Raw genomic sequence first — 22,765 nt, 5'->3', positions numbered from 1 at the left:
CCGACGACGGCGGTGTTGCGTTTTTGAAGTTTCTTAGATGACCCTGACGAGTTGTTAGTCAGATATGTGAGCAAGCTCACCATCCCAATCAGCCAAAGGTATTTTGCGTTCCGGCGGATCAGCGATGCGACGTATGAGTGACCAAAAGCTAACACTAAGCTGCTATCAGACCACTAGCTTCGCCTGCGATATCGACTATGCAGTCATCGCCGGTCTGAATGCGAATTGCCGGGCTTTCCCCTCCGAGTTCCAATTTGGGAGAGGTTAACCAGAACGCGCATTGCCACGGGCTCATTTCACGTGGCAGGGCTTTCAACACTTTTTCCATCAAAGGAAGCGGGGTTCCATCCTCAGCAAACTGGAAAGATGGATAGGCGTTGGCCCCATTGTAAGGCAACGAAAGTACTTTCCCTGTTCGTGTCCAGATGTCGGCTATCCGCGTGATCTGCCAGGAGCCCTTCTGCCATTGTGCGTGCACGCCGGCATCGTCCAGCAACGGATACTCACGCGCAAAATCAGCCATCCGGATGTCATTGACCGCGCAACAATGCCCCTCGATTTTATGCAAATACATCTATTTACTCACTGAACTCACTAACAACTCATGAAACGATACTGTCAAAAAATCGTTCTAGCCAAAGTTAAAAAGTTCACATTGGGCAAACTTAACTTCAGCTAACCTCGCTTTTTTAACTTAGCGCTCTGAAATTATTGCTGGTTTGCTTACAATGGCCCGCGGTACTGACGCTCGTAAAACCAGTTCTGAATTCGTGGCTTTGTTACTCATTGGAGTTGTAATCCTCACAATCTGAGGGCATTGGCCATGGATCTACCGAACCAATCTCTGGTTTGTGAGTGATCAACATCAACGCATTGGACAAAGCCGCCAGTCACTCTGTCCAGTGTTGGAAACTAGTACTGAGCGTGGGCTCTCTTTTCTACGATCACGATCCTCTTCATCTGACACTCCCGCAAAAAGACAAACAGTCCTGATCCCAAGATTAGCGTGACACCAAGCGCGATGGGGAGGTTTTGCATTTCTACCGACCTAAATTCCTTTCTCTAGTCACAATAAGGACTGATCATTCCAAAAATTTCCCATCGCCATCTTGAACTTCTGGACTGATCATTCCACATCTAAGGCATGAGTAAAGAAACTCTCCCAGTTACCGGCATCAAGTCGACCGCAGGTCCGGGTCGGCCTCGTGCCTTCGACGAAGCTGAGGCATTGGAAGAAGCCTTGTGCGTATTCTGGCACAAGGGCTACGAGACCGCGTCCGTGGATGATCTGACCAAGGCCATGGGTTTGAGTCGGTCCAGCTTCTATGGAGCGTTCGGCAACAAGCAGGCTTTGTTTCACAAAGCCCTCAGCCACTATTCAAGGCGTGGTTTGAAAGAGCTGCGTGACGTTGCTGACGCGGGCGGAGATGACCCTGTTGGTGCGATAATGGAGGCTTTGGCGAACCCGCAAGGCGGTCGTGATGGCTGCATGCTGATCAACTGTCTTACTGAGCTTGCGCCGCATGATGATGAAGTGGCGGCTCTCGGGCGTCAGCATTTGGAGAATATTGACGAGATTATTGCGAGAGCGCTTGAGCCTTCGAATCCGGGACAGGCCCTCGACAAGGCACGCGCCTTTGCGTCCCTTGCTATCGGAACACTAGCCTTGCGCAAGGCTGGCGTTCCCGCTGAGCAGATATCGCAAACCCTGAAACAAGCCCGGTTGGTGATTTCGCCATAAGGCCTCCCGCCACCATAAGGAAATAAAGCTTAAAACAAACTCAATCAAGAGACAGTGACCCTAATATTGGACTGATTGATCCAATAATATCTGAACGAAGTTTACCAAAGAAGGAAGCAGCAATGGCTGATGAAAAACTGTTCTCCGGCATCAAAGCTGGTGCAATCGAGCTGAAAAACCGCGTTGTCATGGCGCCATTGACCCGCAACCGGGCAAGAGCCGAGGATGACAGTGTCCATGAATTGCAGGCCAAGTACTACGCCCAGCGGGCGGGTGCAGGTCTGATCATCACGGAGGCTTCGCAAGTCTCGCCCCAAGGCAAGGGCTATGCCTGGACGCCCGGCATTTATTCCGAAGCGCAGATCGACGGCTGGAAAAAAGTAACTGAGGCCGTCCATGCCAAGGACGGGAAGATTGTAATCCAGCTTTGGCATGTGGGCCGGATTTCGCATTACAGCTTGCAGCAGGATGGTGGCGCCCCTGTTGCACCATCCGCAATTGGAGCTAAGGCCAAGACGTTTGATGGTGAGCAGTTTGTTGAAACATCTGAACCGCGGGCTCTGGCCATCGAAGAAATTGCTGGCATCGTTGCGGACTACCGGAGGGCCGCGGAAAACGCCAAAGAGGCCGGTTTCGACGGTGTTGAGGTCCATGCAGCCAACGGATATCTTATCGATCAATTCCTGCGGGACGAATCCAACCAGCGCGAAGACGAATACGGCGGTCCTGTCGAGAATAGAGCACGGTTCCTGAAAGAGGTCATGGACGTGGTTGTCGATGTCTGGGGCGCCGACCGCGTTGGTGTCCGCCTCAGCCCATTCTCGGACGCCAACAACATCTCCGACAGCGACCCACAGGCGACATTCACCCATGCCGTCAAATTGCTGAATGGTTATGGGCTGGCCTATCTCCATCTCGTGGAGGGACAGACCGGCGGCCCGCGCGATATTCCGGAAGGTGGCGATCTGAAGGCGCTCTATGAATTGTTTGACGGTGCGAAAATGGGCAACAACGCTTATGACCGGGAAATGGCGATAGAAGCGGTTGAAACCGGAGCCGTCGATCTGGTGGCCTTTGGCCGGCCGTTCATTTCCAATCCGGATCTTGTCAATCGGCTGGAGAAAGACGCCGCGCTGAATGAGCTCGATCCAACCACTCTCTACGGCGGCAATGAAAAAGGGTACACCGATTACCCGGCACTGGAAGAGGAAGCGGTTGCCGCAGAGTGATACATCGCTCCTAACTCCGTAGTGACAAGCAAAACTAAGCAAAGTGAGCGCGTCGGTTTGAACGCGCTCACTTAGCAGTTACGGAAATGCCCATTCTTGAAGCGAGGATCTATCACTAGCCTGTGAATGAACTGCTTCCCTATGGTCAGGGTTGAATATTTCCAATCAGAATGCACTCTTGATTGAGAAGCGCCCGGTTTTAGTTGAAGAAGATTTGCGGTGACTACCATCAAATGAGCGCGTTTCTTGAACCGCGCAATGCTATGGGCAAATCGTGCAAACTTATGCGCAAATGGCGCGCAATATTATGGGCGATAGTTTTCAATTTTTGTGAGTAAAATCAATGGCGGGGATGCAGCATTGTGAGCGCCCCTACACGGTTGATGGTCAGTCCATCGGTATTTTCCCCTCTCATGATATGGTGATTGTGCGATTGGGATTGACGCCGTCCCGGCTGGGTTACTCATCCTTGCCGCTGGCCAAAGAACTGATTTCCGCAGCTGGAAGCTAGCGTGCCAGGGTGCTGATACCTGTTGGCCGCGACAGACAGATCACGCCTGACAGGCGGGTATTTCGACAGATACATCCTCGATCAGGACACAGGGTCGCAGGAGAGTGTCTTGCAAGTTGTAGGCATTTGGTATACCGCGGCATACAAAATTAAGGCGCTGGTTTGTTACCCGCCAGCGCACCAGCTAAATGGTCGGAACCGTCATGAGCCTATATATAGAATACCTGAACGAGATTGAGACGCGCAAAGAGCAAGGTTTGCACCCCAAACCCATTGAAGACGGTGCGCTGCTTCAGGAAATCATCGAGCAAATCAAGGATGTCGACAACGTTCACCGCGCCGAGTCTTTGACCTATTTCATCTATAACACGCTGCCGGGGACAACCAGCGCTGCTGGTGAAAAGGCACGGTTCCTGAAAAAGATCATCTTGGGTGAAGCCTCGGTCGAAGAAATCTCGCAGGCCTTCGCGTTCGAGCTGCTGTCACATATGAAAGGCGGCCCCTCGGTCGAGGTTCTGCTGGATCTGGCGCTGGGCGATGATGCGTCGATCGCAAATCAGGCGGCAGAGGTGCTGAAATCGCAGGTGTTCCTGTATGATGCGGATACCCAGCGCCTCAAGTCTGCTTTTGAGGCCGGAAACGCGATCGCAAAGGACATTCTGGAAAGCTATGCCAAGGCCGAGTTCTTTACCCGGCTGCCTGACATTGAAGAGGAAATCAAGGTTGTGACCTATGTCGCGGCCGAAGGAGACATTTCCACCGACCTTCTGTCGCCCGGCAATCAGGCGCATTCTCGTGCGGATCGGGAATTGCATGGCAAATGCATGATCACACCGGCGGCGCAGGCCGAGATTCAGGATTTGCAGAAACAACACCCGGACAAACGTGTCATGCTGGTCGCCGAAAAAGGGACCATGGGCGTCGGGTCGTCGCGCATGTCCGGCGTCAACAACGTCGCCCTGTGGACTGGAACGCAAGCCAGCCCTTATGTTCCTTTTGTGAACATTGCACCAGTTGTCGCGGGAACAAACGGAATCTCACCGATCTTCCTGACCACCGTTGGCGTGACTGGAGGTATCGGCATTGACCTGAAGAACTGGGTCAAAAAGCTGGATGACGACGGCAACCCGATCCTGAACAACGACGAAAGTCCTGTTCTTGAACAGAAATACTCGGTCGAGACCGGAACCGTTCTGACTATCAACACAAAGGACAAGAAGCTTTACAACGAAGCAGGCAATAAAGAGCTTGTCGATGTATCGTCGTCCTTCACGCCGCAAAAGGTCGAATTCATCAAGGCTGGCGGCTCTTACGCGATTGTCTTTGGGAAGAAGCTGCAGACATTTGCGGCCGAAACCCTTGGCGTTGCGCTGGAATCTGCATTTGCTCCGTCCAAGGAAATCTCGCACGAGGGTCAGGGCCTGACAGCTGTCGAGAAGATCTTCAACAAAAACGCGGTTGGCGTGGCTGACGGAAAGGTTCTGCACGCGGGTTCGGATGCTCGGGTTAAGGTCAATATCGTTGGGTCGCAAGACACCACCGGCCTGATGACCGCGCAGGAGCTGGAAGCTATGGCGGCAACAGTGATCTCGCCCATCGTTGATGGCGCATATCAGTCCGGATGCCACACAGCGTCGGTTTGGGACGCAAAGGCGCAGGCGAACATTCCTAAACTGATGAAATTCATGAACAACTTTGGCCTGATCACTGCGCGTGATCCCAAGGGCGTTTACCATTCGATGACAGACGTAATCCACAAGGTGCTGAACGACATCACCGTGGACGACTGGGCCATCATCATTGGCGGCGACTCGCACACCCGCATGTCCAAGGGCGTAGCGTTTGGCGCGGATTCGGGAACCGTTGCGCTGGCGCTGGCTACCGGTGAAGCCACGATGCCGATCCCTGAATCGGTTAAGGTGACCTTCAAGGGCCAGATGGCAGATCATATGGATTTCCGCGATGTGGTTCACGCCACCCAGTCGCAGATGTTAAAGACATTCGGTGACAACGTCTTCCAGGGCCGGATCATCGAAGTTCATATCGGCACCTTGCTGGCGGATCAGGCGTTCACCTTTACCGACTGGACGGCCGAGATGAAGGCCAAGGCCTCAATTTGTATTTCCGAAGATGACACGCTGATTGAATCTCTGGAAATCGCCAAAGGCCGCATCCAGATCATGATCGACAAGGGCATGGAGAACGAAGCCCAGACGCTGCAAGGTCTGATCGACAAGGCGAATGCGCGGATCGAAGAAATCAGGTCGGGTGATAAGCCGGCCCTGAAACCCGATGAAAACGCCAAGTATTTTGCCGAGCTCGTTGTTGATCTGGATGAGATCGACGAACCGATGATTGCCGATCCGGATGTGAACAACGCTGACGTATCAAAGCGTTACACCCACGACACGATCCGCCCGGTTTCCTACTACAAGGGTGAAAAGAAGGTCGATCTGGGCTTTGTCGGGTCGTGCATGGTGCACAAGGGCGATCTGATTATCGTCTCGCAGATGCTTAAGAACCTTGAAGAGGAACAGGGCACTGTCGAGTTCAAGGCCCCGCTGGTTGTTGCGGCACCGACTTACAACATCATTGATGAGCTGAAAGAAGAAGGCGAGTGGAGCATTCTCCAGAAATACTCGGGCTTTGAATTCGATGATCTGTTCCCGAAAAACAAAGCACGTACGGAGTATGAAAATATCCTGTACCTTGAGCGGCCCGGCTGTAACCTTTGCATGGGGAACCAGGAAAAGGCTGCAAAAGGGGATACCGTTCTGGCGACATCCACGCGCCTGTTCCAGGGTCGTGTTGTTGAAGACTCGGATGAGAAAAAGGGTGAGTCCCTGCTTGCGTCTACACCGGTTGTCGTACTCTCGGCCATATTGGGCCGGACCCCAACCGCCGAGGAATACAAGTCGGCGGTAAAGGGGATCGACTTGACCAAGTTCGCGCCGCCGATGGAAAAGCCCGCGACCGCGAAATCGGCTCACTTCTGAAGACGTTTTGTACCTTGTAAGCCCGGTCGCCAATAAATGGTGGCCGGGCTTTTCCAACTGAATGACACTCCCAGCCTTTCGACACCTCGTCTTAGCAAGGATGGGTTATGCACCTGACACATCCGCTCAGGTTCCGTTTCGTCGGACCCTGTCAAAGAATGGGTAAAGGGCCGCGGGTCTTGGTCTGGCGAAGAACAAAGTTGCTGCGGGTGTCGCGGACAAGTCCCGATTTCAACAAGCGCTGCATGATAAAGACCTCAAGATCCTCGGGGGTTTTGGCGTAGACCTTCAGGATAAAGTCGTGATCCCCGGTGATCGAGGCGCACTCCACGATTTGCGGCTCGGTCTCGACCAGACGAAGAAACGCCGAGATGCTGTTTTCCTGATGGTCTTTCAGTGCAACGTGGACATAGGCGATGGCATTCAAGCCTACAGCCTTGGCAGAGACCTGCGCGCGATACCCTGAAACCACCCCGGACGACTCGAGGTCACGGACGCGGCGCCAGCATTGCGACGCCGATAACCCGGTCCGGTCGGCAAGCTCCTGCATTGACAGACGCCCGCTGGCCTGAAGCTCTCGCAAAATATCGATGTCGGCTGGGTGAAGCATTTGGCCCGAAAATAGCAATACTTTGGAATGTTCCGTTCATAATACGGACGATAGGTAGAATATCAAAACAAATTCTCCATGTGAGTTGAGGTATCCTGATCTCATGCAGGAGGATGCTGATGCCCAAATCGACGAAATATGTCGCCAAACTGGCGGATGAACATGGCCACATTACCTACACAGATGAAGAGAATGCGGTCTGGGCTGATCTTTACGCGGCACAGGAAGAAAATGTTCGGCGCTATATGGCACCGGAATACCTACGCGGTTTGGCGCGGCTGGATCTGCCGAAGACCAAAGTGCCTTCTTGTGCGGAAATTTCGAAACGGTTGCTGGACCTGACCGGCTGGCGGGTGCAGCCGGTTCCGGCGCTGATTGGGTTCAAGACGTTTTTCGGGATGCTGGCGGATCGGGTTTTTCCGGCCGCCTCTTTCATCCGCTCCCGGGAAGATTTCGACTACATCGAAGAGCCGGATATCTTTCATGAGATATTCGGACATACACCGTTGTTAAGTGATCCGCGTTTTGCCGCGTTCAGCCATGCCATCGGGCTAGCCGGAAAGCAGGCAGATGACGCGGATTATGCCTGGTTGATCAGGCTCTACTGGTTTTCAATCGAGTTTGGCTTGCGCCGCCAGAACGGTCAGATCAAGGCGCTGGGTTCAGGGTTGGCGTCGTCGCCGACAGAACTGGTCTATGCCGTGACCAGCGACATACCCGAACGTGACCCGTTTGACGTTCTGACGATTCTGCGAACACCCTACCGGATCGATATGCATCAGATGGGGTATTTTGTTCTGGATGACCCTGAAGAGTTGTTTGAGGCCGCCGAACGGGACCTGCTGGCAGATGTTCGTCGTGCGCGCCGCCTCGGGCTGTTGCCGAACAAGTTTCCTGAAAAGGTAACCGCCGCCGAGTAGCGGGGGCCGCGTCTTTTCAAGCGTCAAGGTTTTTGTACATATAGGTTGTGGGCTCGAATTTTGGTTCAAATGGGTTCCGGCAGTAATTCGGTATTTCCCCCGCGATCTGAAACCCGAGGCTTTGATAAAGCAGCCGCGAGGGATCGGTGCTGCGCGTATCAAGTACAAGCACCGTGCGCCCCACCTCTCGCGCCCGAAGAACAAGCGCATTCATCAGGGATCGGCCTAACCCCCGCCGTCTGGCGTTGGGGTGGACCAGAAGTTTCGCCACGTCGGCGCGGTGGGGTTGGTTGGGCATTGCCGCCGGGATCAGTTGAACGGTGCCTGCAATGCGGGGACCGTCATACGAAACGAACAAGTCCAGCTTACCAGACCTCAAACCGGGCTGTACGTTTTGTTGCCAGTACGCACGCGCATCGTTCAGGTTAAACGGAAGTATGAAACCTATGCTGGCCCCATCATGAATACAGGCATGCAGGATTTCAGCCAGGTCATCCAGCGCCGCGTCAAAATCGTTATCGGTCAGGCGCGTGATCATATAAGCACCAGCAGGTAACGTGCACCACGCGACGCCCCTGTTTCAAACCGGGTCGGTCCCGACAGATGGTAGCGCAGGCAATCCCCGGCGTTCAGCGCGTGGGGAGCTCCATCAACCGTCAGAGTAAGCGCGCCGTCCATTAAGATCAGGTGATGCTCTTGCCCCGATTTAGGAGGCACTTCGTAGGTGATGACCGTGTCCCGGGGAAGGTGGCATTCCAGAACCTCGGCGTTCAATCCATTTGCGGGTGGTGAAACAGCACGGCGGGTGACGCCGGTTTCGGGGTCGCGCCACTCGGTCTGGCGTTCGAATGGAACCTTGGGGTCAAAGCTGTCTTCAACCATCATCAGCAGGCGTGAGATCGGCAGATGGTATACAGCGCACAGACGGCCTAGATTGTCGGCTGTTGGGCTGACATCCCCTTTTTCCATACGGGACAAGGTGGCGCGGCTGATCCTGCTGTGTTCGGCAAGGTAATCCAAAGACCAACCACGCCCGCGGCGCAGTTCGTTCAGGCGATTGGCAAGGCGGTTTGACAGGGTGTCAGGCATTACAACTTCGTGAAAAAAATTCTCATATACGAGAAAATATACTAACAAATATCACGTATCAACGAAAAAGGATGCGGACAATCCGCATCCTTTTCAAGAAGTCAGCTCTAAGAAAGATTACTTCCAGCCAACTTCGTTAAAGATCTTCTGCGCTTCGGGGATATTCTTTGCAACGTCTGAAAGGTTCACGTCGTCGGCCTTGAATTCACCCAACGCCTTGACCGACTCGGCCAGTTCGACATTTGGAACTGCTGGGAACTCGTCATTTCCCGCCGAGAAGTATTTCTGCGCCTGATCGCTGGCCAGATATTCAAGGAACAGTATCGCGTTTTCCTTGTTGGGTGCGTGCGCGGCGACCCCACCACCGGATAGATTCATATGCGCGCCATAGCTGTCCTGGTTCGGGAAGACCCAGCCGATCATATCGCGGTCTGCGGACAAGCCTTTGACGTCTGTGCGAATGGAACGCGCGAAATAGTAGGTGTTCGAAACCGCGATGTCACACTCGCCCGAAACGATGCCGCGCAACTGGTCGGTGTCACCGCCCTGCGGGTCACGCGCCATGTTGGCGACAACACCCTCGGCCCAGGACTTGGCGGCCTCAGTGCCTTCATGTGTGATGATCGATGCCAGCAGGGTCTGGTTGTAGGTGTTGGTCGAAGACCGGATACAGACCATTCCCTTGTATTCCGGTTTTGCCAGATCAGCGTAGGTGGCCGGCGGGTTGGTCACGTTTTCCTTGTCGAAAAAGATGATCCGACCGCGTTGCGAGAAACCAAACCACTGATTGTCGCTGTCCTGCAGGTTGGCTGGAATGCGCTCTTCCAGTTTTGCGCTGTCGATCGATTGCAGGATACCTGCGTTCTTGGCCCGCGCCAGACGCGACGTGTCCACGGTCAGCATCACGTCGGCAGGTGAGTTCGCGCCTTCCGCTTCCATCCGGGCAATCAGCTCATCCGCTTTGCCTTCGATCCTGTTGATCTTGATGCCGGTTGCGTCTTCAAAATCGGTATACAGCCGTTCGTCGGTGTCATAGTGGCGCGACGAATAAAGGTTCAGCTCGCCCTCGGCGGCAGCAGAGGTTGCGATCAAAGCCGACAGCGCGGCGGCCAGGCAGGTCGTGGATTTCAGCATAGTGTGCCTCAACAATTGAATTTCGGGCCGGTCATTAATCCGACTGATTTTCTCAATTATACGATTCTGGGCAGGATGCAAGTAAATCCGACTGATTTACTTGGTCAAAAGGTCGCTAGTGACGTTCAATATGCGATGCTCTGAAGGCATACGAGGGGGGAAGGTTGGTGGTAACGTGGTCGAGGGACTTGGTCCAAGCGCTTCTAGCGGATATTTTGGCAAGACAGATTGTCCGAGAAAAAGAATATGCCGTCTTATTCACTTAAAGGAAGAACGTGAGATATGCCCGAAACACTGGCTGAAAAATTGGAGAAATCTAAACTTGGCCATTGGATGTCGCGCTTTGAAGGGTTCACGGTTTTATTGGTGTGGTTGGTCCTTTTGCCACACTGCCGCAGCTCGTGAAGCTGTATTTGACGCATTCGCACCATGCCTCGGGACAATCCTTGTTGTCTTGGTCGCTATATACCGCCTTATCCCTGCTTTGGTTTGCTTACGGCTTGGTTGTTGGAAAGCTTCCAATCTATGTCGGCAACGGGATTTCGATGGTTCTGAACTTTCTTATGGTCGTGGGCATTCTGATCCATGCAGGGATTACATTTTAGGCGCGGGTGGAACAAAAAAAACCGCACTCGAAGGTGCGGTTTCTTTAAGCAGTGATGTGCAGTTCTTAGCCCTGACGAGCTTTGAACTTGCGCTGCGTCTTGTTGATCACGTAGACGCGGCCTTTGCGACGCACAATCCGGCAGTCGCGGTGCCGGTTCTTGAGCGAGCGGAGCGAGTTCTTGACCTTCATGGTCTGTCTCCAATCTGCGGCGCCTTCATCAAGGACGTGGCCAGCGCCTGGGTTACTCGGGTGCCCCGGACAACCGGAACAGTGAAACGATGGTGGGCGGTACAAGGATCGAACTTGTGACCCCTTCGATGTCAACGAAGTGCTCTACCGCTGAGCTAACCGCCCACTTTCCCTTTGCGTGCCTTGCCCCATAACGAAATGGGGCGCGGATCCCCGCGCCGGTAGCGGGGTCTATAAAAGGAGTCGCAAAAGGGTTCAAGGGGTTTGGAAGAACAATTTTTCCGGTCTATGTTGATTACGAACACGGAGGGATCATGCAAAGCGCAGCCTATGTATTGGATATGCCCGAAAACCGCACCTCGTGCGTGGTTTTTTCATCGCCACACAGCGGGCGGGAGTATCCTGAGGCATTTCTGAACCGGTCCGTGTTGAACCGGAGCGTGATTCGATCCTCAGAAGACGCCTTTGTTGATCAGCTGTTCGCGCCCGCGGCGGAAAACGGTGCCCCTTTGATCAAGGCGGCCATGCCGCGTGCCTATCTGGATTTGAACCGCAGCCTGGATGAGCTTGACCCGGCCTTGATCAGCGGTGCCCGCAGGCACGGGCATAATCCAAGGGTCGCGTCAGGGCTGGGGGTGATTCCCCGCGTAGTTGCCAACGGTCGGGCAATCTATCGCGGCAAACTTACCATGGACGAAGCGCGGCTGCGCATCGACACCTATTGGCGCCCTTATCATGCGCGGTTGAAATCCCTGCTGGCCGAATCACACGAGATGTTCGGACAGGCAATTCTGGTGGACTGCCACTCGATGCCGCACGAGGCGGTGGCCATGGCGGGCACTGCGCGCGGAAGGCGGCCCGAGATCGTGCTGGGCGACCGGTTTGGCGCGTCCGCGTCGTCAGAGGTCGTCGATATCATTGAAGCCGCTTTCGCGGCAGCGGGTCTCAACGTGGCACGCAATGCGCCTTTTGCCGGAGCATATGTGACGCAAACCTATGGTCGTCCCGGTCGCCAGCAGCACGCTGTACAGATCGAGATCGATCGCGCTTTGTACATGGACGAAGAGAAAATCGCGCCCAATGCCAATTTCATGGCGTTCTCGAAGCTGCTCAGGCAGGTGGTTCGCGAGATTTCCAGCCTGGGTGCGAGCCCAGAGCGTCTGGCGGCGGAGTAGCTTCAGCGCAGCGCACGGCCCTTCATGATTGCTTCGGCTCCGAACCGCTGGCGAATCTCGTCCGTGGCCCGTTCGGCCTTGGATCTGCGGGCAGCATCCGGATCCAGCAAGTCGCCGGAAATATCCGCCTGATCCGCCGGGCAAAGGTCGGACAAACCACAGCCCAACAATCGATATGGCCCCTGATCGCCAACCTGATCGAACAGGCCCCGGGCCGTGCGGTAAATCCGGTCGGCAATCTGTGTCGCATCCCGCAAGGATACGCGCCGCGTCAGGACCTTGTGATTGGCTTTCTTCAGTTTCAACGTGACAACCCGGCCAGCCAGATCCTTTGCCTTGGCGCGGTCCGACACTTTCAAGGCCATCCGCCACAAATGACCGTCCAGAATATCAAGGCTCGACGTATCTTCGAAAAATGTCGTCTCGTTGCTGATGGATTTCATCGGCTCATGCGCCGATACGCGTCGCTTGTCCTGACCCCGAGCCAAGTGCCACAGGCGATATCCCATTGAGCCGAACCGCGCGGTCAGCGCTTCCTGATCCCAACGCAGCAAATCACTGAAAGTTCTGATCCCTGCCTTGTCCAGCGCTTCTTGCGCAGCTGGGCCAATGCCCCAGATCAACCGTACGGGTTTGTCATTCAGAAACTCTGCCGTTTCCGCCTTGCCAATCACTGAAAATCCGCGCGGTTTGTCGAGGTCCGATGCGACCTTGGCCAAAAATTTGTTGTGACTTAACCCGATAGAGCCGGTGACACCGATTTCACCCTTCATGCGCTTGACCAGATGCGCCAGCATGACGGCCGGCGGCGCGCCATGCAGACGTTCGGTTCCCGACAGGTCCATGAAGGCTTCGTCCAGCGACAGGGGTTCGACGACGGGTGTCAATTCATCCATCATGGCGCGGATGTCGCGCGACACCCGCGCGTAGACGGACATGCGCGGCTTGATCACGACGGCTTCGGGGCAGAGTTGCAAGGCCTTGAACATGGGCATGGCCGACCGGACGCCGCGAATACGCGCAACATAGCAGGCAGTTGAAACAACGCCGCGCTTGCCGCCGCCAATGATAACCGGTTTGTCCGCCAGTTCCGGGTTGTCACGTTTCTCCACCGAGGCATAAAAGGCGTCACAATCCATATGGGCAATCGACAGGTCAAACAGTTCAGGGTGTGTCTTTACCCGCGGACTGCCACAGGCAGTACAGCGTTGTTCGATTGACAAGGTGGTCAGGCAATCTCGGCAAAGACCGGGCATCTGCGTCCTCATGCGTTCCGCAGTTGGCTTGGACGTTCTTTATATCACCTGTGATCCTGGATCAAAGGCCTTGCTGAAATGGGGTGATTTGGAAAGAAGACCCCCCGCACATCGCGGGGGGAAGTAACGAACCTCAGGAAGAAGCGGTTCGTTGGGGAGTATTCCCCTTCAGAATCCCTGAAAATCCTTAGTTTCGATAGGATGAAGGTTGTGCCGAGAAAACTCGGGTTTTGAATGTGTGTTTTCTGGCACAGAGACGATTTGGCGCGGTTTTGTCAAAAAGTGACCTAAGGTCAACTTGTTGCGCGGAAAACCCAACGCAAAACCCACCTGAAAAGACCAAGTGGTCTTAGCACACCTTCAGAGAATTTAGTTCGGAAAGAACGGCCTCAGCAGCGGCCTTTGGGTCTTTTGCCTGATAAATCGGGCGGCCGACAACGATATGATCCGCGCCATCCTGAATAGCGCTTGCAGGGGTTGCTACACGTTTCTGGTCACCAAGCGCTGCGCCAGCCGGGCGCACACCAGGGGTTACGATCAGACGCCCTTCAGCCTGTGGCAGAGCCCGGATCAGGGCGGCCTCTTGCGGGCTGGCGATAACGCCATCAGCCCCGGCTTCAAAGGCCTTGGCCGCGCGTTCGACAACCAAATCCTGCACATCACCAGATTTCAAAAGACTTGCGTCCAGATCGTCGCGGTTCAGCGAGGTCAGGATGGTTACGGCGAGGATCTTCAGGTCTTTACCCACAGCACCTTCTTTGGCGGCACGCACCACATGAGGGTCACCATGCACGGTCAGAAAATCCAGATCGAATTGCGCCAATCCCCGCACGGTATTCTCAACTGTATTGCCAATGTCGAACAACTTCATGTCCAGGAAGATGCGCTTGCCGTGATCCTGTTTCAGTTCGTTGGCCAATGCCAGCCCGCCACCCGTCAGCATACCCAGCCCGATTTTGTAGAATGAAACGCTATCCCCCAACCGTTCGGCCATGGCCAACCCTTGCAGAGCGTTGGGAACATCAAGGGCTACGATCAGGCGGTCATCGGCGGTTTGGGGCATTGGTTCGGCCTTTCAAGCTTGACGGGATCGGCGCTTCTTTAGAGTGTGTGACGCATTGAGACAAGAAAAGACGCAGGAAAATACGGGATGATACGGTTGGGTGTGGTGGCCTCGGCGGCTGTTCTGGTCGGGGCGGGCGCGGTCTGGGCCGGTGAGACGGATTGCGGTGAGGCCCGACTGGTCTGGGCAGACGTCAAGGACAGCGGGTCGGCGACGGCCATCGAGAATTTTGTACAAATCTACGCTGATTGCCCGATCTATTCGCAGCTGGCACGCGATCTGCTGGTCGGGCTGACCGGGGAGGCCCCTGCGTCGACAAGGGCCGACGAGCCCAAGGAACCGCAACGGCGCCTGCGGGTCTCCGACCTTCGCCCCCGGCCGGAACCCGCCCCCGATGATCCGCCGCAGGAACCCGACTATTCGGACGGAGAGTATGAGTGCCTGATGGCTGCCTCCGTTCCGGGTCAGTCTCCTTATTTCGACGGGGTTGAATGGGCCGACCTGGACGCCGAGAATGCGATGGCGATCTGCGCTGATCTGCTTTTGAAAGACCAGGATGTCGATGCCGAGGTCGTGGCCGCCTTTGGCCGGGCGCTCATGAAGGGCGGCAAGCTGGAAATGGCGCTCGAGTTTTCTGAACTGGCCGCGATGGAGGGTAGCGGGCTGGCGATGAACACGCTCGCTTCGCTCTATAGTGATGGCGAGATCGTTCCCGAGGACCACGAGACCGCGTTTGCCTGGTACATGGCGGCTGCCGAAAGCGGTCTGCCGATGGGAATGCACAACGTCGCATATGGCTACGAGAACGGGGAAGGTGTTGCGCCCGACATCGACAAGGCGCTGTACTATTATGAAAGGGCCGCGTTCTTCGGATATGAGCCGTCTCTGCTGCACCTCGGCGTAATCTATCGCGAAGGAACGCATGTCGCGCGCGATATGCAGCGCGCGGTCGACTATCTGAAGATGGCGGCCCGAAACGGCAGCGCCGATGCGGCGGCGCGCCTGGGCTACATCTACGAGATCGGCGAGAACGGCTACTCTAAGGACATCGAACAGGCGCTGGATTATTATTTCCAGGCCGCCAAGCAGAACAATGTCGTGGCGCTGCACAATCTTGGGTCCTTGACCTATCACGGGCGGGACGGTGTGCCCCAGGACACGGAAGCGGCCTTGTTGTTCTGGGGCAGGGCCGCAAAGCTTGGCGATGTGAAATCGCAGCGCAAATTCGGCCGGTTGCTCTATGAAATCGGCGATGTCGAAGAGGCGCTGAGGTTTCTTCGCCTCGCGGTCGAGCAGGGCGATGACGAGGCGCAAAAGCTGATCCGGCAGATCGAAGGCGGTTGACGCCCACGGCTGACAAAGGAGCTAGCGGTTTCCCCGCTTTGTCCCAACTGTGCTATGGTGCTGCCATTCTGAAACAAAAATTGCATCAAAGGGACAGACCATGAAGCACCTTGTTCCGCTGGCCGTCGTGGCCACGCTGGCCGCCTGCGCCGACACGCCTCCACAGGCCGAAACAGGCGCCGCGCCACCCCCGACCAATGACGATTTGTATCTCGTCCGCGGCTATAGGTCCGAGGGTGATTGGTGTCAGCTGACCGGTGAAACGGCATTTACCGGCAATTTCCTGGATCATACGGCAGATCTGGTTTCTTGCCCGACGGGAAGTGCGGCCGCCCAATCATTGGTGAATGATCTGGGTGCCGTTCAGGTCGCCGAGACCGGTGGTTATACAGTCTATACCATCCAGCGCGAATAGGTCGATTTCTGTGTTTTAGCCTCTTGAACCACCGAAGATATTTCCCAGATTGAATGTGAGGCTTCGACCGATATGTGCTGCCAGGCGGGCATGTCAAAACGGGGCGCTTGGAAAAGGAGAATATCATGGACTTGAACAAGTTCACCGAGCGGGCACGGGGATTCGTGCAGGCGGCGCAGACCATTGCGCTGCGCGAGGGGCACCAGAGGCTGGAGCCCACACATATACTCAAAGCATTGATGGATGACGATCAGGGGTTGGCCAGTAACCTGATTTCGCGCGCGGGCGGTGCACCGAACCGCGTGGTTGAGGCGCTGGACGCGGCAATGGGGAAAATCCCTAAGGTCAGCGGCGACGCCAGCCAGATTTACATGGACGGCCAGACCGTCAAGGTTCTGGACGAGGCCACAAAAATAGCTACCAAAGCGGGCGACAGCTTCGTCCCTGTCGAACGTGTTCTGATGGCACTGTGCATGGTGAAGTCCAAGGCCAAGGATGCGTTGGACGCCGGAGCCGTATCAGCGCAAAAACTGAACGAGGCGATCAACGACATTCGCAAGGGTCGCACTGCTGACAGCGCGTCGGCGGAAGAAGGCTATGACGCGCTCAAGAAGTACGCGCGTGACCTGACCGAGGCTGCAGCCGAAGGCAAAATTGATCCGATCATCGGTCGGGATGAGGAAATCCGACGTTCGATGCAGGTTCTGTCGCGTCGCACCAAAAACAACCCGGTTCTGATTGGTGAACCCGGCGTCGGTAAGACCGCGATTGCCGAAGGTATGGCCCTGCGTATCATCAACGGCGATGTGCCTGAATCGCTGAAGGACAAGAAGCTGCTTGCGCTCGATATGGGTGCGCTGATTGCTGGCGCGAAATACCGTGGCGAGTTCGAAGAACGCCTCAAGGCCGTTCTGACCGAGGTGACTGAAGCCGCGGGTGAGATCATCCTGTTCATCGACGAGATGCACACGCTGGTCGGTGCCGGGAAATCGGACGGTGCAATGGATGCTGCCAATCTGATCAAGCCTGCGCTTGCCCGGGGTGAGTTGCACTGTATCGGTGCGACCACGCTGGATGAGTATCGCAAATACGTAGAAAAAGACGCTGCCCTTGCGCGCCGGTTCCAGCCTGTAATGGTACAGGAGCCGACAGTCGAAGATACGATCAGCATCCTGCGCGGCATCAAGGAAAAGTACGAGTTGCACCACGGTGTGCGCATCTCGGATTCAGCGCTTGTTTCAGCGGCGACCCTGTCGCACCGCTATATCACTGACCGCTTTCTGCCCGACAAAGCCATCGACCTTGTCGACGAGGCCGCATCGCGTTTGCGGATGGAGGTCGACAGCAAGCCCGAAGAGCTTGATCAACTCGACCGGAACATCCTGCAGATGCAGATTGAGGAAGAGGCGCTGAAGCTTGAAGATGACGCGGCCTCGAAAGATCGTCTGGAAACCTTGCAAAAGGACCTAGCCGATTTGCAGGAACGGTCCGCCGAGATGACAGCACAATGGCAGGCCGAACGCGACAAGCTGGCGGGGGCCCGTGACCTGAAGGAACAGCTCGACAAGGCGCGCGCTGATCTTGAGATCGCCAAGCGTGAAGGCAACCTCGCCAAAGCGGGGGAATTGTCCTATGGCGTCATCCCCGAGCTTGAAAAAAAGCTGACCGAGGCCGAGAACGCCGAAAGCAATGGTATGATGGCCGAGGAAACGGTGCGCCCTGAACAGATTGCTTCCGTCGTGGAGCGCTGGACCGGTATCCCGACCTCGAAAATGCTGGAAGGTGAGCGCGAGAAGCTGCTGCGGATGGAAGACGCTTTGCATTCCCGCGTGATCGGTCAGGATGCAGCGGTGACTGCTGTCGCCAACGCCGTGCGCCGTGCGCGTGCAGGTCTGAATGACGAAGGTCGCCCGTTGGGTTCGTTCCTGTTCCTCGGGCCGACCGGCGTGGGTAAGACCGAGCTGACCAAGGCCGTGGCGAATTTCCTGTTCGATGACGACAACGCGATGGTGCGTATCGATATGTCCGAGTTCATGGAGAAACACGCGGTTGCCCGTCTGATCGGGGCTCCTCCGGGCTATGTCGGTTATGACGAAGGCGGTGTGCTGACCGAAGCCGTGCGGCGCAGGCCCTATCAGGTCGTGCTGTTTGACGAGGTTGAAAAGGCGCACCCGGATGTGTTCAACGTGCTGTTGCAGGTTCTGGATGATGGGGTTCTGACCGATGGTCAGGGCCGCACCGTGGACTTCAAGCAGACGCTGATCATCCTGACGTCGAACCTTGGGTCTCAGGCGCTCAGCCAGTTGCCCGATGGCGCGGACAGCGCGCAGGCACGTCGTGACGTGATGGATGCGGTGCGGGCACATTTCCGGCCCGAGTTCCTGAACCGTCTGGACGAAACGATCATCTTTGACCGCCTCAAGCGGGCCGATATGGATGGCATCGTCGATATCCAGATGGCGCGTCTGCAAAAGCGCCTGGCGGCCCGCAAGATCGAACTGGCCCTGGACGATGGTGCCAAGGAATGGCTGGCCAATGAAGGCTATGACCCTGTCTTCGGAGCCCGCCCGCTGAAACGCGTGATTCAGCGCGCCCTGCAGAACCCGCTGGCCGAAGCGCTGCTGGCCGGTGAGATCAAGGATGGTGAGGTAGTTCCGGTCACCGCCGGGGCTGATGGCCTGATCATCGGTGACCGGTTGGGGACGTCAGAACGGCCCCGCCCGGATGATGCAGTGGTGCATTGATTTAGGCACAAACGGAAGACCCGCCGCATTGGCGGGTCTTTTTTGTCTGCATCGACGCTCTTCGACGCGCCAAAATTCCTCGGCTTGTCCGGGATGGTGGGCCTGCGGGGAATGAGTGCTCGCTTTCGCATTCAAAGCCAGCTTTGTGCACTAGTCCCAGAATTTCTTCTCTGCCGAATGTGCGATGGCGCCATTGCAGCCAGATGATTGCATTGCACCAATGCGGCTTTGACACCACCAGATACAAACGACCGCCAGGGCGCATCATATCGTGAATCTTCTCAAGTGCGCGCAACGGATCGGGGCAATGTTCGATGACATGCGCAGCCAGTGCCACATCAGCAGGTTCCAGAACGACAGACCCTAACAAGCCCTGCACAAGTCTTGGCTCGACACCCCGCGCCTGTAACGCGTTTTGACCCTGTTTCAACATGGCTTGACTGGGTTCGAGAAGGGTTATTTCGACGGGTGACCCATGAATAGCGACCCAGGCTTCTGCAAACGAGGCCGTCCCGGCACCGATATCAACAACCCGACTGTTATGCTCTGTCGCGAGCTGACTTGCTGACAGAAAACCAAGATACGCATCGTAATAACCAAGAGCACGCATCTTATCCCGCCATTTTGGTGCAGCGGTATCATAGCGCCGTGTGGTATCAGACTTGGTCTTGCCCATTGGCTGGCTTGCTCTCAGTGCCTACCACTCATGGAATGCGCAGATGGAAACTGGCCACCGAAGAAAGCGGGCCAGTTTCGCCAAACGTCAGTTTCATCAGATCAGCGCAAGTATCCGCGCCGGACCTCCGGTGCCGCCTGCGTGTTTCGGTGCGCCAATAACAAGTGTTGCGCCCGACGCGGGTACCTGATCCAGATTGGCCAGGCATTCGATCCCGAACCGGCCGGATGGCAACCAGGCATAATGGGTGGCGAAATCCGCAGACATGCCGTGATCCAGTGACAAGGTGTCAACGGCAATAGACCGCGCTCCGGTTTCTTCCATCAGCATCTGCGCAGCTTCAACGTGAAAGCCCGGGTAATGCTGCGCTTCACCGTCGAAATTGCGGAACGCGTCCGTTGCCGTTTTGCCAGCCCACCCAGAGTGCATGGCCACACAAGCCCCGTCTGGTATATCGCCATTGGCGGCTATCCAGGCTTTCAGGTCATCAGGGGTTAAACGCGTATCGGCGTCTTCTGCTGCGCGGGCAGCGATATCGACCACGCAAAGTGGTGCAACCAGATCTGAGACCGGGATTTCATCGACCGAAGCCCCATCCGCAGAAAAGTGCAACGGGGCATCTATATGCGTGCCCGTATGCTCATTGATCGACAAATTGAACAGATTGAATCCGTGCTCCGCGAAATTGAATGCCTGTTCGGCCGAGATACCCGGCTCTCCGCCCCAGGTCGGGAACTCCGGGCTGAGCGTGTGGGTCATGTCTTGGACACCGCCATGCCCCGCGGCCAGTGCGGCCGGTGCCATAGCCCCGGTTGCGGCAGCCGCAACACCCGATGCCGCAGCGGCTTTGAAGAACCCGCGCCGGGACAGCATCCTGTCTTTTACGGCGTTCATTACACAGATATCACACATATTTCGTCCTCCCATTGCGGCCACGCGGCTGCAAAAACAGGCCCGCCACACTGTTGATCGCGTATGGTGCCTATCTGACAGAGTGCAGTTTTGGACCCGCAGTTGTAAAGACTGCAGTCAGACTACCCGGTTGTGTTTCTCCTTTCAGAACCAGCTCTCAGCGAACCGTATATCCCCAGCGTAATGTTCGAGCACTGAGAGTTGGCTCAGGTCGTGACAACCGCTGAAAGCGGGCGGAGCGCGGCACAATCCGCCTGTCTGGGCCTGTCGCCACTCGGAAAGTTACAATCACGTCGCTCAAACGTGACGCCTGTTTCCATGGGTCTGTGCTATCAGCACCCTAAGTCTGTAATGACAAACGAATATGACGGAGACCTAAATGGCGCATCGCTGGACCAATACATTAACACATGCCGACGTCACCCCACGGGCGTCGTTCCTGAACCGTCGGCAGGTCATGGCCGGGATGGCGGGTGTTGGTGTGGCGGCAATGGGCCAACCAGCTGCGGCGCAGGATGCGCTGGAGCCGAACACCTGGGATGAGATCACGAGTTACAACAATTATTATGAGTTCGGGACCGGAAAAGATGACCCGGCGAAATATGCGCATACGCTGGTGACCGAACCCTGGAGCGTAAAGATTGACGGTCTGGTCGATCGTCCTGGTGAGTATGATTTCAAGGACATCCTGTCCGAGATGACGATCGAAGAACGCATCTATCGCTTCCGTTGCGTTGAAGCCTGGTCGATGGTCGTACCATGGAACGGGTTCGAACTGGCCGATCTTCTGAAAATGGCGGGGGTGAAAGACGGCGCGAAATACGTAGCGTTCGAAACGGCCCACCGCCCGGATGAGATGCCGGGAACGCGCTATCCCATTCTGGAATGGCCCTATCGCGAGGGTTTGCGCCTGGACGAGGCGTTGCATCCGCTGACGATCATGGCCACTGGTATCTATGACAAGCCGATTCCAAATCAGAACGGCGCGCCTTTGCGTCTGGTCGTACCGTGGAAATACGGGTTCAAATCGATCAAGTCGATTGTCCGGATCACGCTTGTTGAAGAAGAGCCGCCCACCAGTTGGAATATGGCCAATTCGCGAGAATACGGTTTTTATAGTAATGTAAACCCGAACGTTGATCATCCGCGCTGGTCGCAAGCCTCCGAACGTGAAATCGGCGGCGGCCTGTTTGCCTCGCGCAAACCGACGCTGATGTTCAACGGTTATGAAGAAGAGGTCGCCAGCCTTTATGAAGGTATGGATTTGGCCAGGAACTACTAGAATCATGCAGGCCATCAATCAGACACTCCGGCGTATTCCGGTATGGGCCGTTTATCTGATGGGCGCGCTGCCCGCGCCCTGGCTGTTCTATCTTGGCCTGACTGGCGGTTTGGGAATCGAACCGATTGAGGCGCTGGAACACCGCTATGGCGAACTGGCTTTACAGTTGCTGATTGCCGGGCTGGCCATCACATCCTTGCGCCGATTTGTGGGCTTGAACCTGGTGAAGTTCCGTCGGGCCATTGGGGTGCTGACTTTTGTATATGTCAGCCTGCATCTCCTTGTCTGGCTGGTTCTGGACGTTCAGCTTCCCAGCCAGATTTGGGCGGATATCCTCAAGCGTCCTTATATTACTGTTGGAATTGGGGCGTTTCTTTTGCTGTTGCCTCTGACGGCAACATCCAACAACTGGTCGGTGCGCCGACTGGGGCCGCGTTGGCGCAGGCTGCATTGGCTGGTGTACCCGGCCGCTTTGCTGGGCGGCCTGCATTACGTGATGCTGGCAAAAGGGTTTCAGATCGAGCCGCTGATCTATTTGGCAGCTATAGTCATCCTTCTTGCCCTTAGGTTGCCGATTCCAAGCCTGTCACTCCAGTCCAACACAGCAGATTCTGCCTGACTCGGAAGCGAGTCTGTGAGTAACATTGTAAACAAGGCGATAAAGCGCGGAACCCCATCTGTGTTTCCGACGATTCCGGCGCGCTTCCGCCTGATCGTGAATAGTTAACGTGTTGAAAATAAATAATTATTTTTGAAATCGGCATTTTCTTTTGTTTTCGTGCATTTTCCGCTTGCGGGTTTTGAGAGTAATACTTAGAACCCCCTTCACCGGCGCAGCTGAGGTTGGCCTGACGGACTGGAAAGACGGTTGA

At 55.8% G+C, this 22,765-nt stretch carries 21 protein-coding genes and 1 tRNA gene; 11 read left to right on the top strand and 11 right to left on the bottom strand.

Going from position 1 to position 22,765, the window contains the following annotated elements; genetic code table 11:
• Positions 1 to 154 precede the first annotated feature (154 nt).
• Positions 155 to 523: a hypothetical protein gene (locus ACR0LL_RS12475; RefSeq protein ID WP_480587134.1), complete on the bottom strand. Its 369-nt coding sequence runs from the start codon at positions 521 to 523 to the stop codon at positions 155 to 157.
• 621 nt (positions 524 to 1,144) lie between these two features.
• On the opposite strand from ACR0LL_RS12475, the gene ACR0LL_RS12470 reads away from it, so the two are divergent.
• The 3 genes from ACR0LL_RS12470 to ACR0LL_RS12460 all read left to right on the top strand — a co-directional run bounded on the left by ACR0LL_RS12470 (position 1,145) and on the right by ACR0LL_RS12460 (position 6,477).
• A complete protein-coding gene (locus ACR0LL_RS12470) occupies positions 1,145 to 1,741 on the top strand; it encodes a TetR/AcrR family transcriptional regulator (RefSeq protein WP_480587132.1) in 597 nt (198 codons plus the stop codon).
• A 122-nt stretch (positions 1,742 to 1,863) separates the two neighbouring features.
• Positions 1,864 to 2,970, top strand: coding sequence for an alkene reductase (locus ACR0LL_RS12465; protein ID WP_480587130.1), 1,107 nt, complete (start codon positions 1,864 to 1,866; stop codon positions 2,968 to 2,970).
• 714 nt (positions 2,971 to 3,684) lie between these two features.
• The gene (locus tag ACR0LL_RS12460) at positions 3,685 to 6,477 is read left to right on the top strand and encodes a bifunctional aconitate hydratase 2/2-methylisocitrate dehydratase (RefSeq protein ID WP_480587128.1); all 2,793 of its coding nucleotides are present in this window, start codon (positions 3,685 to 3,687) and stop codon (positions 6,475 to 6,477) included.
• A gap of 151 nt (positions 6,478 to 6,628) precedes the next feature.
• Here ACR0LL_RS12460 and ACR0LL_RS12455 read toward each other — a convergent pair whose 3' ends face one another.
• Entirely contained in the window at positions 6,629 to 7,087 is a 459-nt protein-coding gene (locus ACR0LL_RS12455; RefSeq protein ID WP_480494575.1) for an Lrp/AsnC family transcriptional regulator, read from the bottom strand.
• 119 nt (positions 7,088 to 7,206) lie between these two features.
• Between ACR0LL_RS12455 and ACR0LL_RS12450 the strand changes: the two genes are divergently transcribed.
• Complete coding sequence (locus tag ACR0LL_RS12450; RefSeq protein ID WP_480587125.1) at positions 7,207 to 8,007, top strand: phenylalanine 4-monooxygenase; 801 nt, start codon at positions 7,207 to 7,209, stop codon at positions 8,005 to 8,007.
• Positions 8,008 to 8,023: 16 nt separating this feature from the next.
• Here the strand turns inward: ACR0LL_RS12450 and ACR0LL_RS12445 are convergent, their stop codons facing one another.
• The 3 genes from ACR0LL_RS12445 to ACR0LL_RS12435 all read right to left on the bottom strand — a co-directional run bounded on the left by ACR0LL_RS12445 (position 8,024) and on the right by ACR0LL_RS12435 (position 10,230).
• A complete protein-coding gene (locus ACR0LL_RS12445; protein WP_480587122.1) occupies positions 8,024 to 8,545 on the bottom strand; it encodes an N-acetyltransferase family protein in 522 nt (173 codons plus the stop codon).
• Positions 8,542 to 9,096 (bottom strand): helix-turn-helix domain-containing protein, encoded by a 555-nt coding sequence (locus tag ACR0LL_RS12440; protein WP_480587119.1) that lies wholly within the window; start codon positions 9,094 to 9,096, stop codon positions 8,542 to 8,544. The genes ACR0LL_RS12445 and ACR0LL_RS12440 overlap by 4 nt, the downstream gene beginning before the upstream one ends.
• 117 nt (positions 9,097 to 9,213) lie before the next feature.
• Positions 9,214 to 10,230 (bottom strand): Fe(3+) ABC transporter substrate-binding protein, encoded by a 1,017-nt coding sequence (locus tag ACR0LL_RS12435; RefSeq protein ID WP_480494584.1) that lies wholly within the window; start codon positions 10,228 to 10,230, stop codon positions 9,214 to 9,216.
• Positions 10,231 to 10,598: 368 nt separating this feature from the next.
• On the opposite strand from ACR0LL_RS12435, the gene ACR0LL_RS12430 reads away from it, so the two are divergent.
• On the top strand, positions 10,599 to 10,835 hold the full coding sequence (locus ACR0LL_RS12430) for a SemiSWEET transporter (protein WP_480587116.1): 237 nt from the start codon (positions 10,599 to 10,601) through the stop codon (positions 10,833 to 10,835).
• 65 nt (positions 10,836 to 10,900) lie between these two features.
• Here the strand turns inward: ACR0LL_RS12430 and ykgO are convergent, their stop codons facing one another.
• Both ykgO and ACR0LL_RS12420 read right to left on the bottom strand, forming a co-directional pair.
• Complete coding sequence (gene ykgO / locus ACR0LL_RS12425; RefSeq protein ID WP_008755722.1) at positions 10,901 to 11,026, bottom strand: type B 50S ribosomal protein L36; 126 nt, start codon at positions 11,024 to 11,026, stop codon at positions 10,901 to 10,903.
• A 90-nt stretch (positions 11,027 to 11,116) separates the two neighbouring features.
• Positions 11,117 to 11,191: transfer RNA gene (locus tag ACR0LL_RS12420), tRNA-Val, on the bottom strand.
• 149 nt (positions 11,192 to 11,340) lie between these two features.
• On the opposite strand from ACR0LL_RS12420, the gene ACR0LL_RS12415 reads away from it, so the two are divergent.
• A complete protein-coding gene (locus tag ACR0LL_RS12415) occupies positions 11,341 to 12,201 on the top strand; it encodes an N-formylglutamate amidohydrolase (RefSeq protein WP_267365028.1) in 861 nt (286 codons plus the stop codon).
• 2 nt (positions 12,202 to 12,203) lie between these two features.
• Here the strand turns inward: ACR0LL_RS12415 and ACR0LL_RS12410 are convergent, their stop codons facing one another.
• Both ACR0LL_RS12410 and pyrF read right to left on the bottom strand, forming a co-directional pair.
• Positions 12,204 to 13,457, bottom strand: a complete 1,254-nt coding sequence (locus ACR0LL_RS12410) for a DNA polymerase IV (protein ID WP_480587113.1) — start codon at positions 13,455 to 13,457, stop codon at positions 12,204 to 12,206.
• Positions 13,458 to 13,806: 349 nt separating this feature from the next.
• On the bottom strand, positions 13,807 to 14,520 hold the full coding sequence (gene pyrF, locus ACR0LL_RS12405; RefSeq protein WP_480587110.1) for an orotidine-5'-phosphate decarboxylase: 714 nt from the start codon (positions 14,518 to 14,520) through the stop codon (positions 13,807 to 13,809).
• A gap of 87 nt (positions 14,521 to 14,607) precedes the next feature.
• On the opposite strand from pyrF, the gene ACR0LL_RS12400 reads away from it, so the two are divergent.
• The 3 genes from ACR0LL_RS12400 to clpB all read left to right on the top strand — a co-directional run bounded on the left by ACR0LL_RS12400 (position 14,608) and on the right by clpB (position 19,023).
• Positions 14,608 to 15,864 (top strand): tetratricopeptide repeat protein, encoded by a 1,257-nt coding sequence (locus ACR0LL_RS12400; RefSeq protein ID WP_480587107.1) that lies wholly within the window; start codon positions 14,608 to 14,610, stop codon positions 15,862 to 15,864.
• Positions 15,865 to 15,964: 100 nt separating this feature from the next.
• The gene (locus ACR0LL_RS12395) at positions 15,965 to 16,279 is read left to right on the top strand and encodes a hypothetical protein (RefSeq protein ID WP_480587104.1); all 315 of its coding nucleotides are present in this window, start codon (positions 15,965 to 15,967) and stop codon (positions 16,277 to 16,279) included.
• A 125-nt stretch (positions 16,280 to 16,404) separates the two neighbouring features.
• Positions 16,405 to 19,023: an ATP-dependent chaperone ClpB gene (gene clpB, locus ACR0LL_RS12390; RefSeq protein WP_480587101.1), complete on the top strand. Its 2,619-nt coding sequence runs from the start codon at positions 16,405 to 16,407 to the stop codon at positions 19,021 to 19,023.
• Position 19,024: 1 nt separating this feature from the next.
• Here clpB and ACR0LL_RS12385 read toward each other — a convergent pair whose 3' ends face one another.
• Together ACR0LL_RS12385 and ACR0LL_RS12380 are read right to left on the bottom strand one after the other, a co-directional pair.
• Positions 19,025 to 19,633 carry a class I SAM-dependent methyltransferase gene (locus ACR0LL_RS12385; protein ID WP_480587098.1) on the bottom strand — a complete coding sequence of 203 codons (609 nt, stop codon included), beginning with the start codon at positions 19,631 to 19,633 and terminating at the stop codon, positions 19,025 to 19,027.
• A gap of 162 nt (positions 19,634 to 19,795) precedes the next feature.
• Complete coding sequence (locus tag ACR0LL_RS12380) at positions 19,796 to 20,611, bottom strand: cyclase family protein (protein WP_480587095.1); 816 nt, start codon at positions 20,609 to 20,611, stop codon at positions 19,796 to 19,798.
• Between the two features lie 379 nt (positions 20,612 to 20,990).
• Here ACR0LL_RS12380 and msrP point away from each other — a divergent pair, with 379 nt between their 5' ends.
• Positions 20,991 to 21,893 (top strand): protein-methionine-sulfoxide reductase catalytic subunit MsrP, encoded by a 903-nt coding sequence (gene msrP, locus ACR0LL_RS12375; protein WP_480587092.1) that lies wholly within the window; start codon positions 20,991 to 20,993, stop codon positions 21,891 to 21,893.
• Between the two features lie 4 nt (positions 21,894 to 21,897).
• Complete coding sequence (gene msrQ, locus ACR0LL_RS12370) at positions 21,898 to 22,512, top strand: protein-methionine-sulfoxide reductase heme-binding subunit MsrQ (protein WP_480587089.1); 615 nt, start codon at positions 21,898 to 21,900, stop codon at positions 22,510 to 22,512.
• The last annotated feature ends 253 nt before the right edge of the window (positions 22,513 to 22,765 follow it).

It is taken from the genome of Ruegeria sp. AI2, assembly GCF_056541275.1.
Note: the sequence above shows the minus strand (reverse complement) of the source record. Positions and strands in the feature narration are given on the sequence as shown.

Bases quoted from the DNA above. Each gene is read 5' to 3' on its own strand.
- ACR0LL_RS12475 (WP_480587134.1), bottom strand. From the start codon at position 523: ATGGCTGATTTTGCGCGTGAGTATCCGTTGCTGGACGATGCCGGCGTG.
- ACR0LL_RS12470 (WP_480587132.1), top strand. From the start codon at position 1,145: ATGAGTAAAGAAACTCTCCCAGTTACCGGCATCAAGTCGACCGCAGGT.
- ACR0LL_RS12465 (WP_480587130.1), top strand. From the start codon at position 1,864: ATGGCTGATGAAAAACTGTTCTCCGGCATCAAAGCTGGTGCAATCGAG.
- ACR0LL_RS12460 (WP_480587128.1), top strand. From the start codon at position 3,685: ATGAGCCTATATATAGAATACCTGAACGAGATTGAGACGCGCAAAGAG.
- ACR0LL_RS12455 (WP_480494575.1), bottom strand. From the start codon at position 7,087: ATGCTTCACCCAGCCGACATCGATATTTTGCGAGAGCTTCAGGCCAGC.
- ACR0LL_RS12450 (WP_480587125.1), top strand. From the start codon at position 7,207: ATGCCCAAATCGACGAAATATGTCGCCAAACTGGCGGATGAACATGGC.
- ACR0LL_RS12445 (WP_480587122.1), bottom strand. From the start codon at position 8,545: ATGATCACGCGCCTGACCGATAACGATTTTGACGCGGCGCTGGATGAC.
- ACR0LL_RS12440 (WP_480587119.1), bottom strand. From the start codon at position 9,096: ATGCCTGACACCCTGTCAAACCGCCTTGCCAATCGCCTGAACGAACTG.
- ACR0LL_RS12435 (WP_480494584.1), bottom strand. From the start codon at position 10,230: ATGCTGAAATCCACGACCTGCCTGGCCGCCGCGCTGTCGGCTTTGATC.
- ykgO (WP_008755722.1), bottom strand. From the start codon at position 11,026: ATGAAGGTCAAGAACTCGCTCCGCTCGCTCAAGAACCGGCACCGCGAC.
- ACR0LL_RS12415 (WP_267365028.1), top strand. From the start codon at position 11,341: ATGCAAAGCGCAGCCTATGTATTGGATATGCCCGAAAACCGCACCTCG.
- ACR0LL_RS12410 (WP_480587113.1), bottom strand. From the start codon at position 13,457: ATGCCCGGTCTTTGCCGAGATTGCCTGACCACCTTGTCAATCGAACAA.
- pyrF (WP_480587110.1), bottom strand. From the start codon at position 14,520: ATGCCCCAAACCGCCGATGACCGCCTGATCGTAGCCCTTGATGTTCCC.
- ACR0LL_RS12400 (WP_480587107.1), top strand. From the start codon at position 14,608: ATGATACGGTTGGGTGTGGTGGCCTCGGCGGCTGTTCTGGTCGGGGCG.
- ACR0LL_RS12395 (WP_480587104.1), top strand. From the start codon at position 15,965: ATGAAGCACCTTGTTCCGCTGGCCGTCGTGGCCACGCTGGCCGCCTGC.
- clpB (WP_480587101.1), top strand. From the start codon at position 16,405: ATGGACTTGAACAAGTTCACCGAGCGGGCACGGGGATTCGTGCAGGCG.
- ACR0LL_RS12385 (WP_480587098.1), bottom strand. From the start codon at position 19,633: ATGCGTGCTCTTGGTTATTACGATGCGTATCTTGGTTTTCTGTCAGCA.
- ACR0LL_RS12380 (WP_480587095.1), bottom strand. From the start codon at position 20,611: ATGTGTGATATCTGTGTAATGAACGCCGTAAAAGACAGGATGCTGTCC.
- msrP (WP_480587092.1), top strand. From the start codon at position 20,991: ATGGCGCATCGCTGGACCAATACATTAACACATGCCGACGTCACCCCA.
- msrQ (WP_480587089.1), top strand. From the start codon at position 21,898: ATGCAGGCCATCAATCAGACACTCCGGCGTATTCCGGTATGGGCCGTT.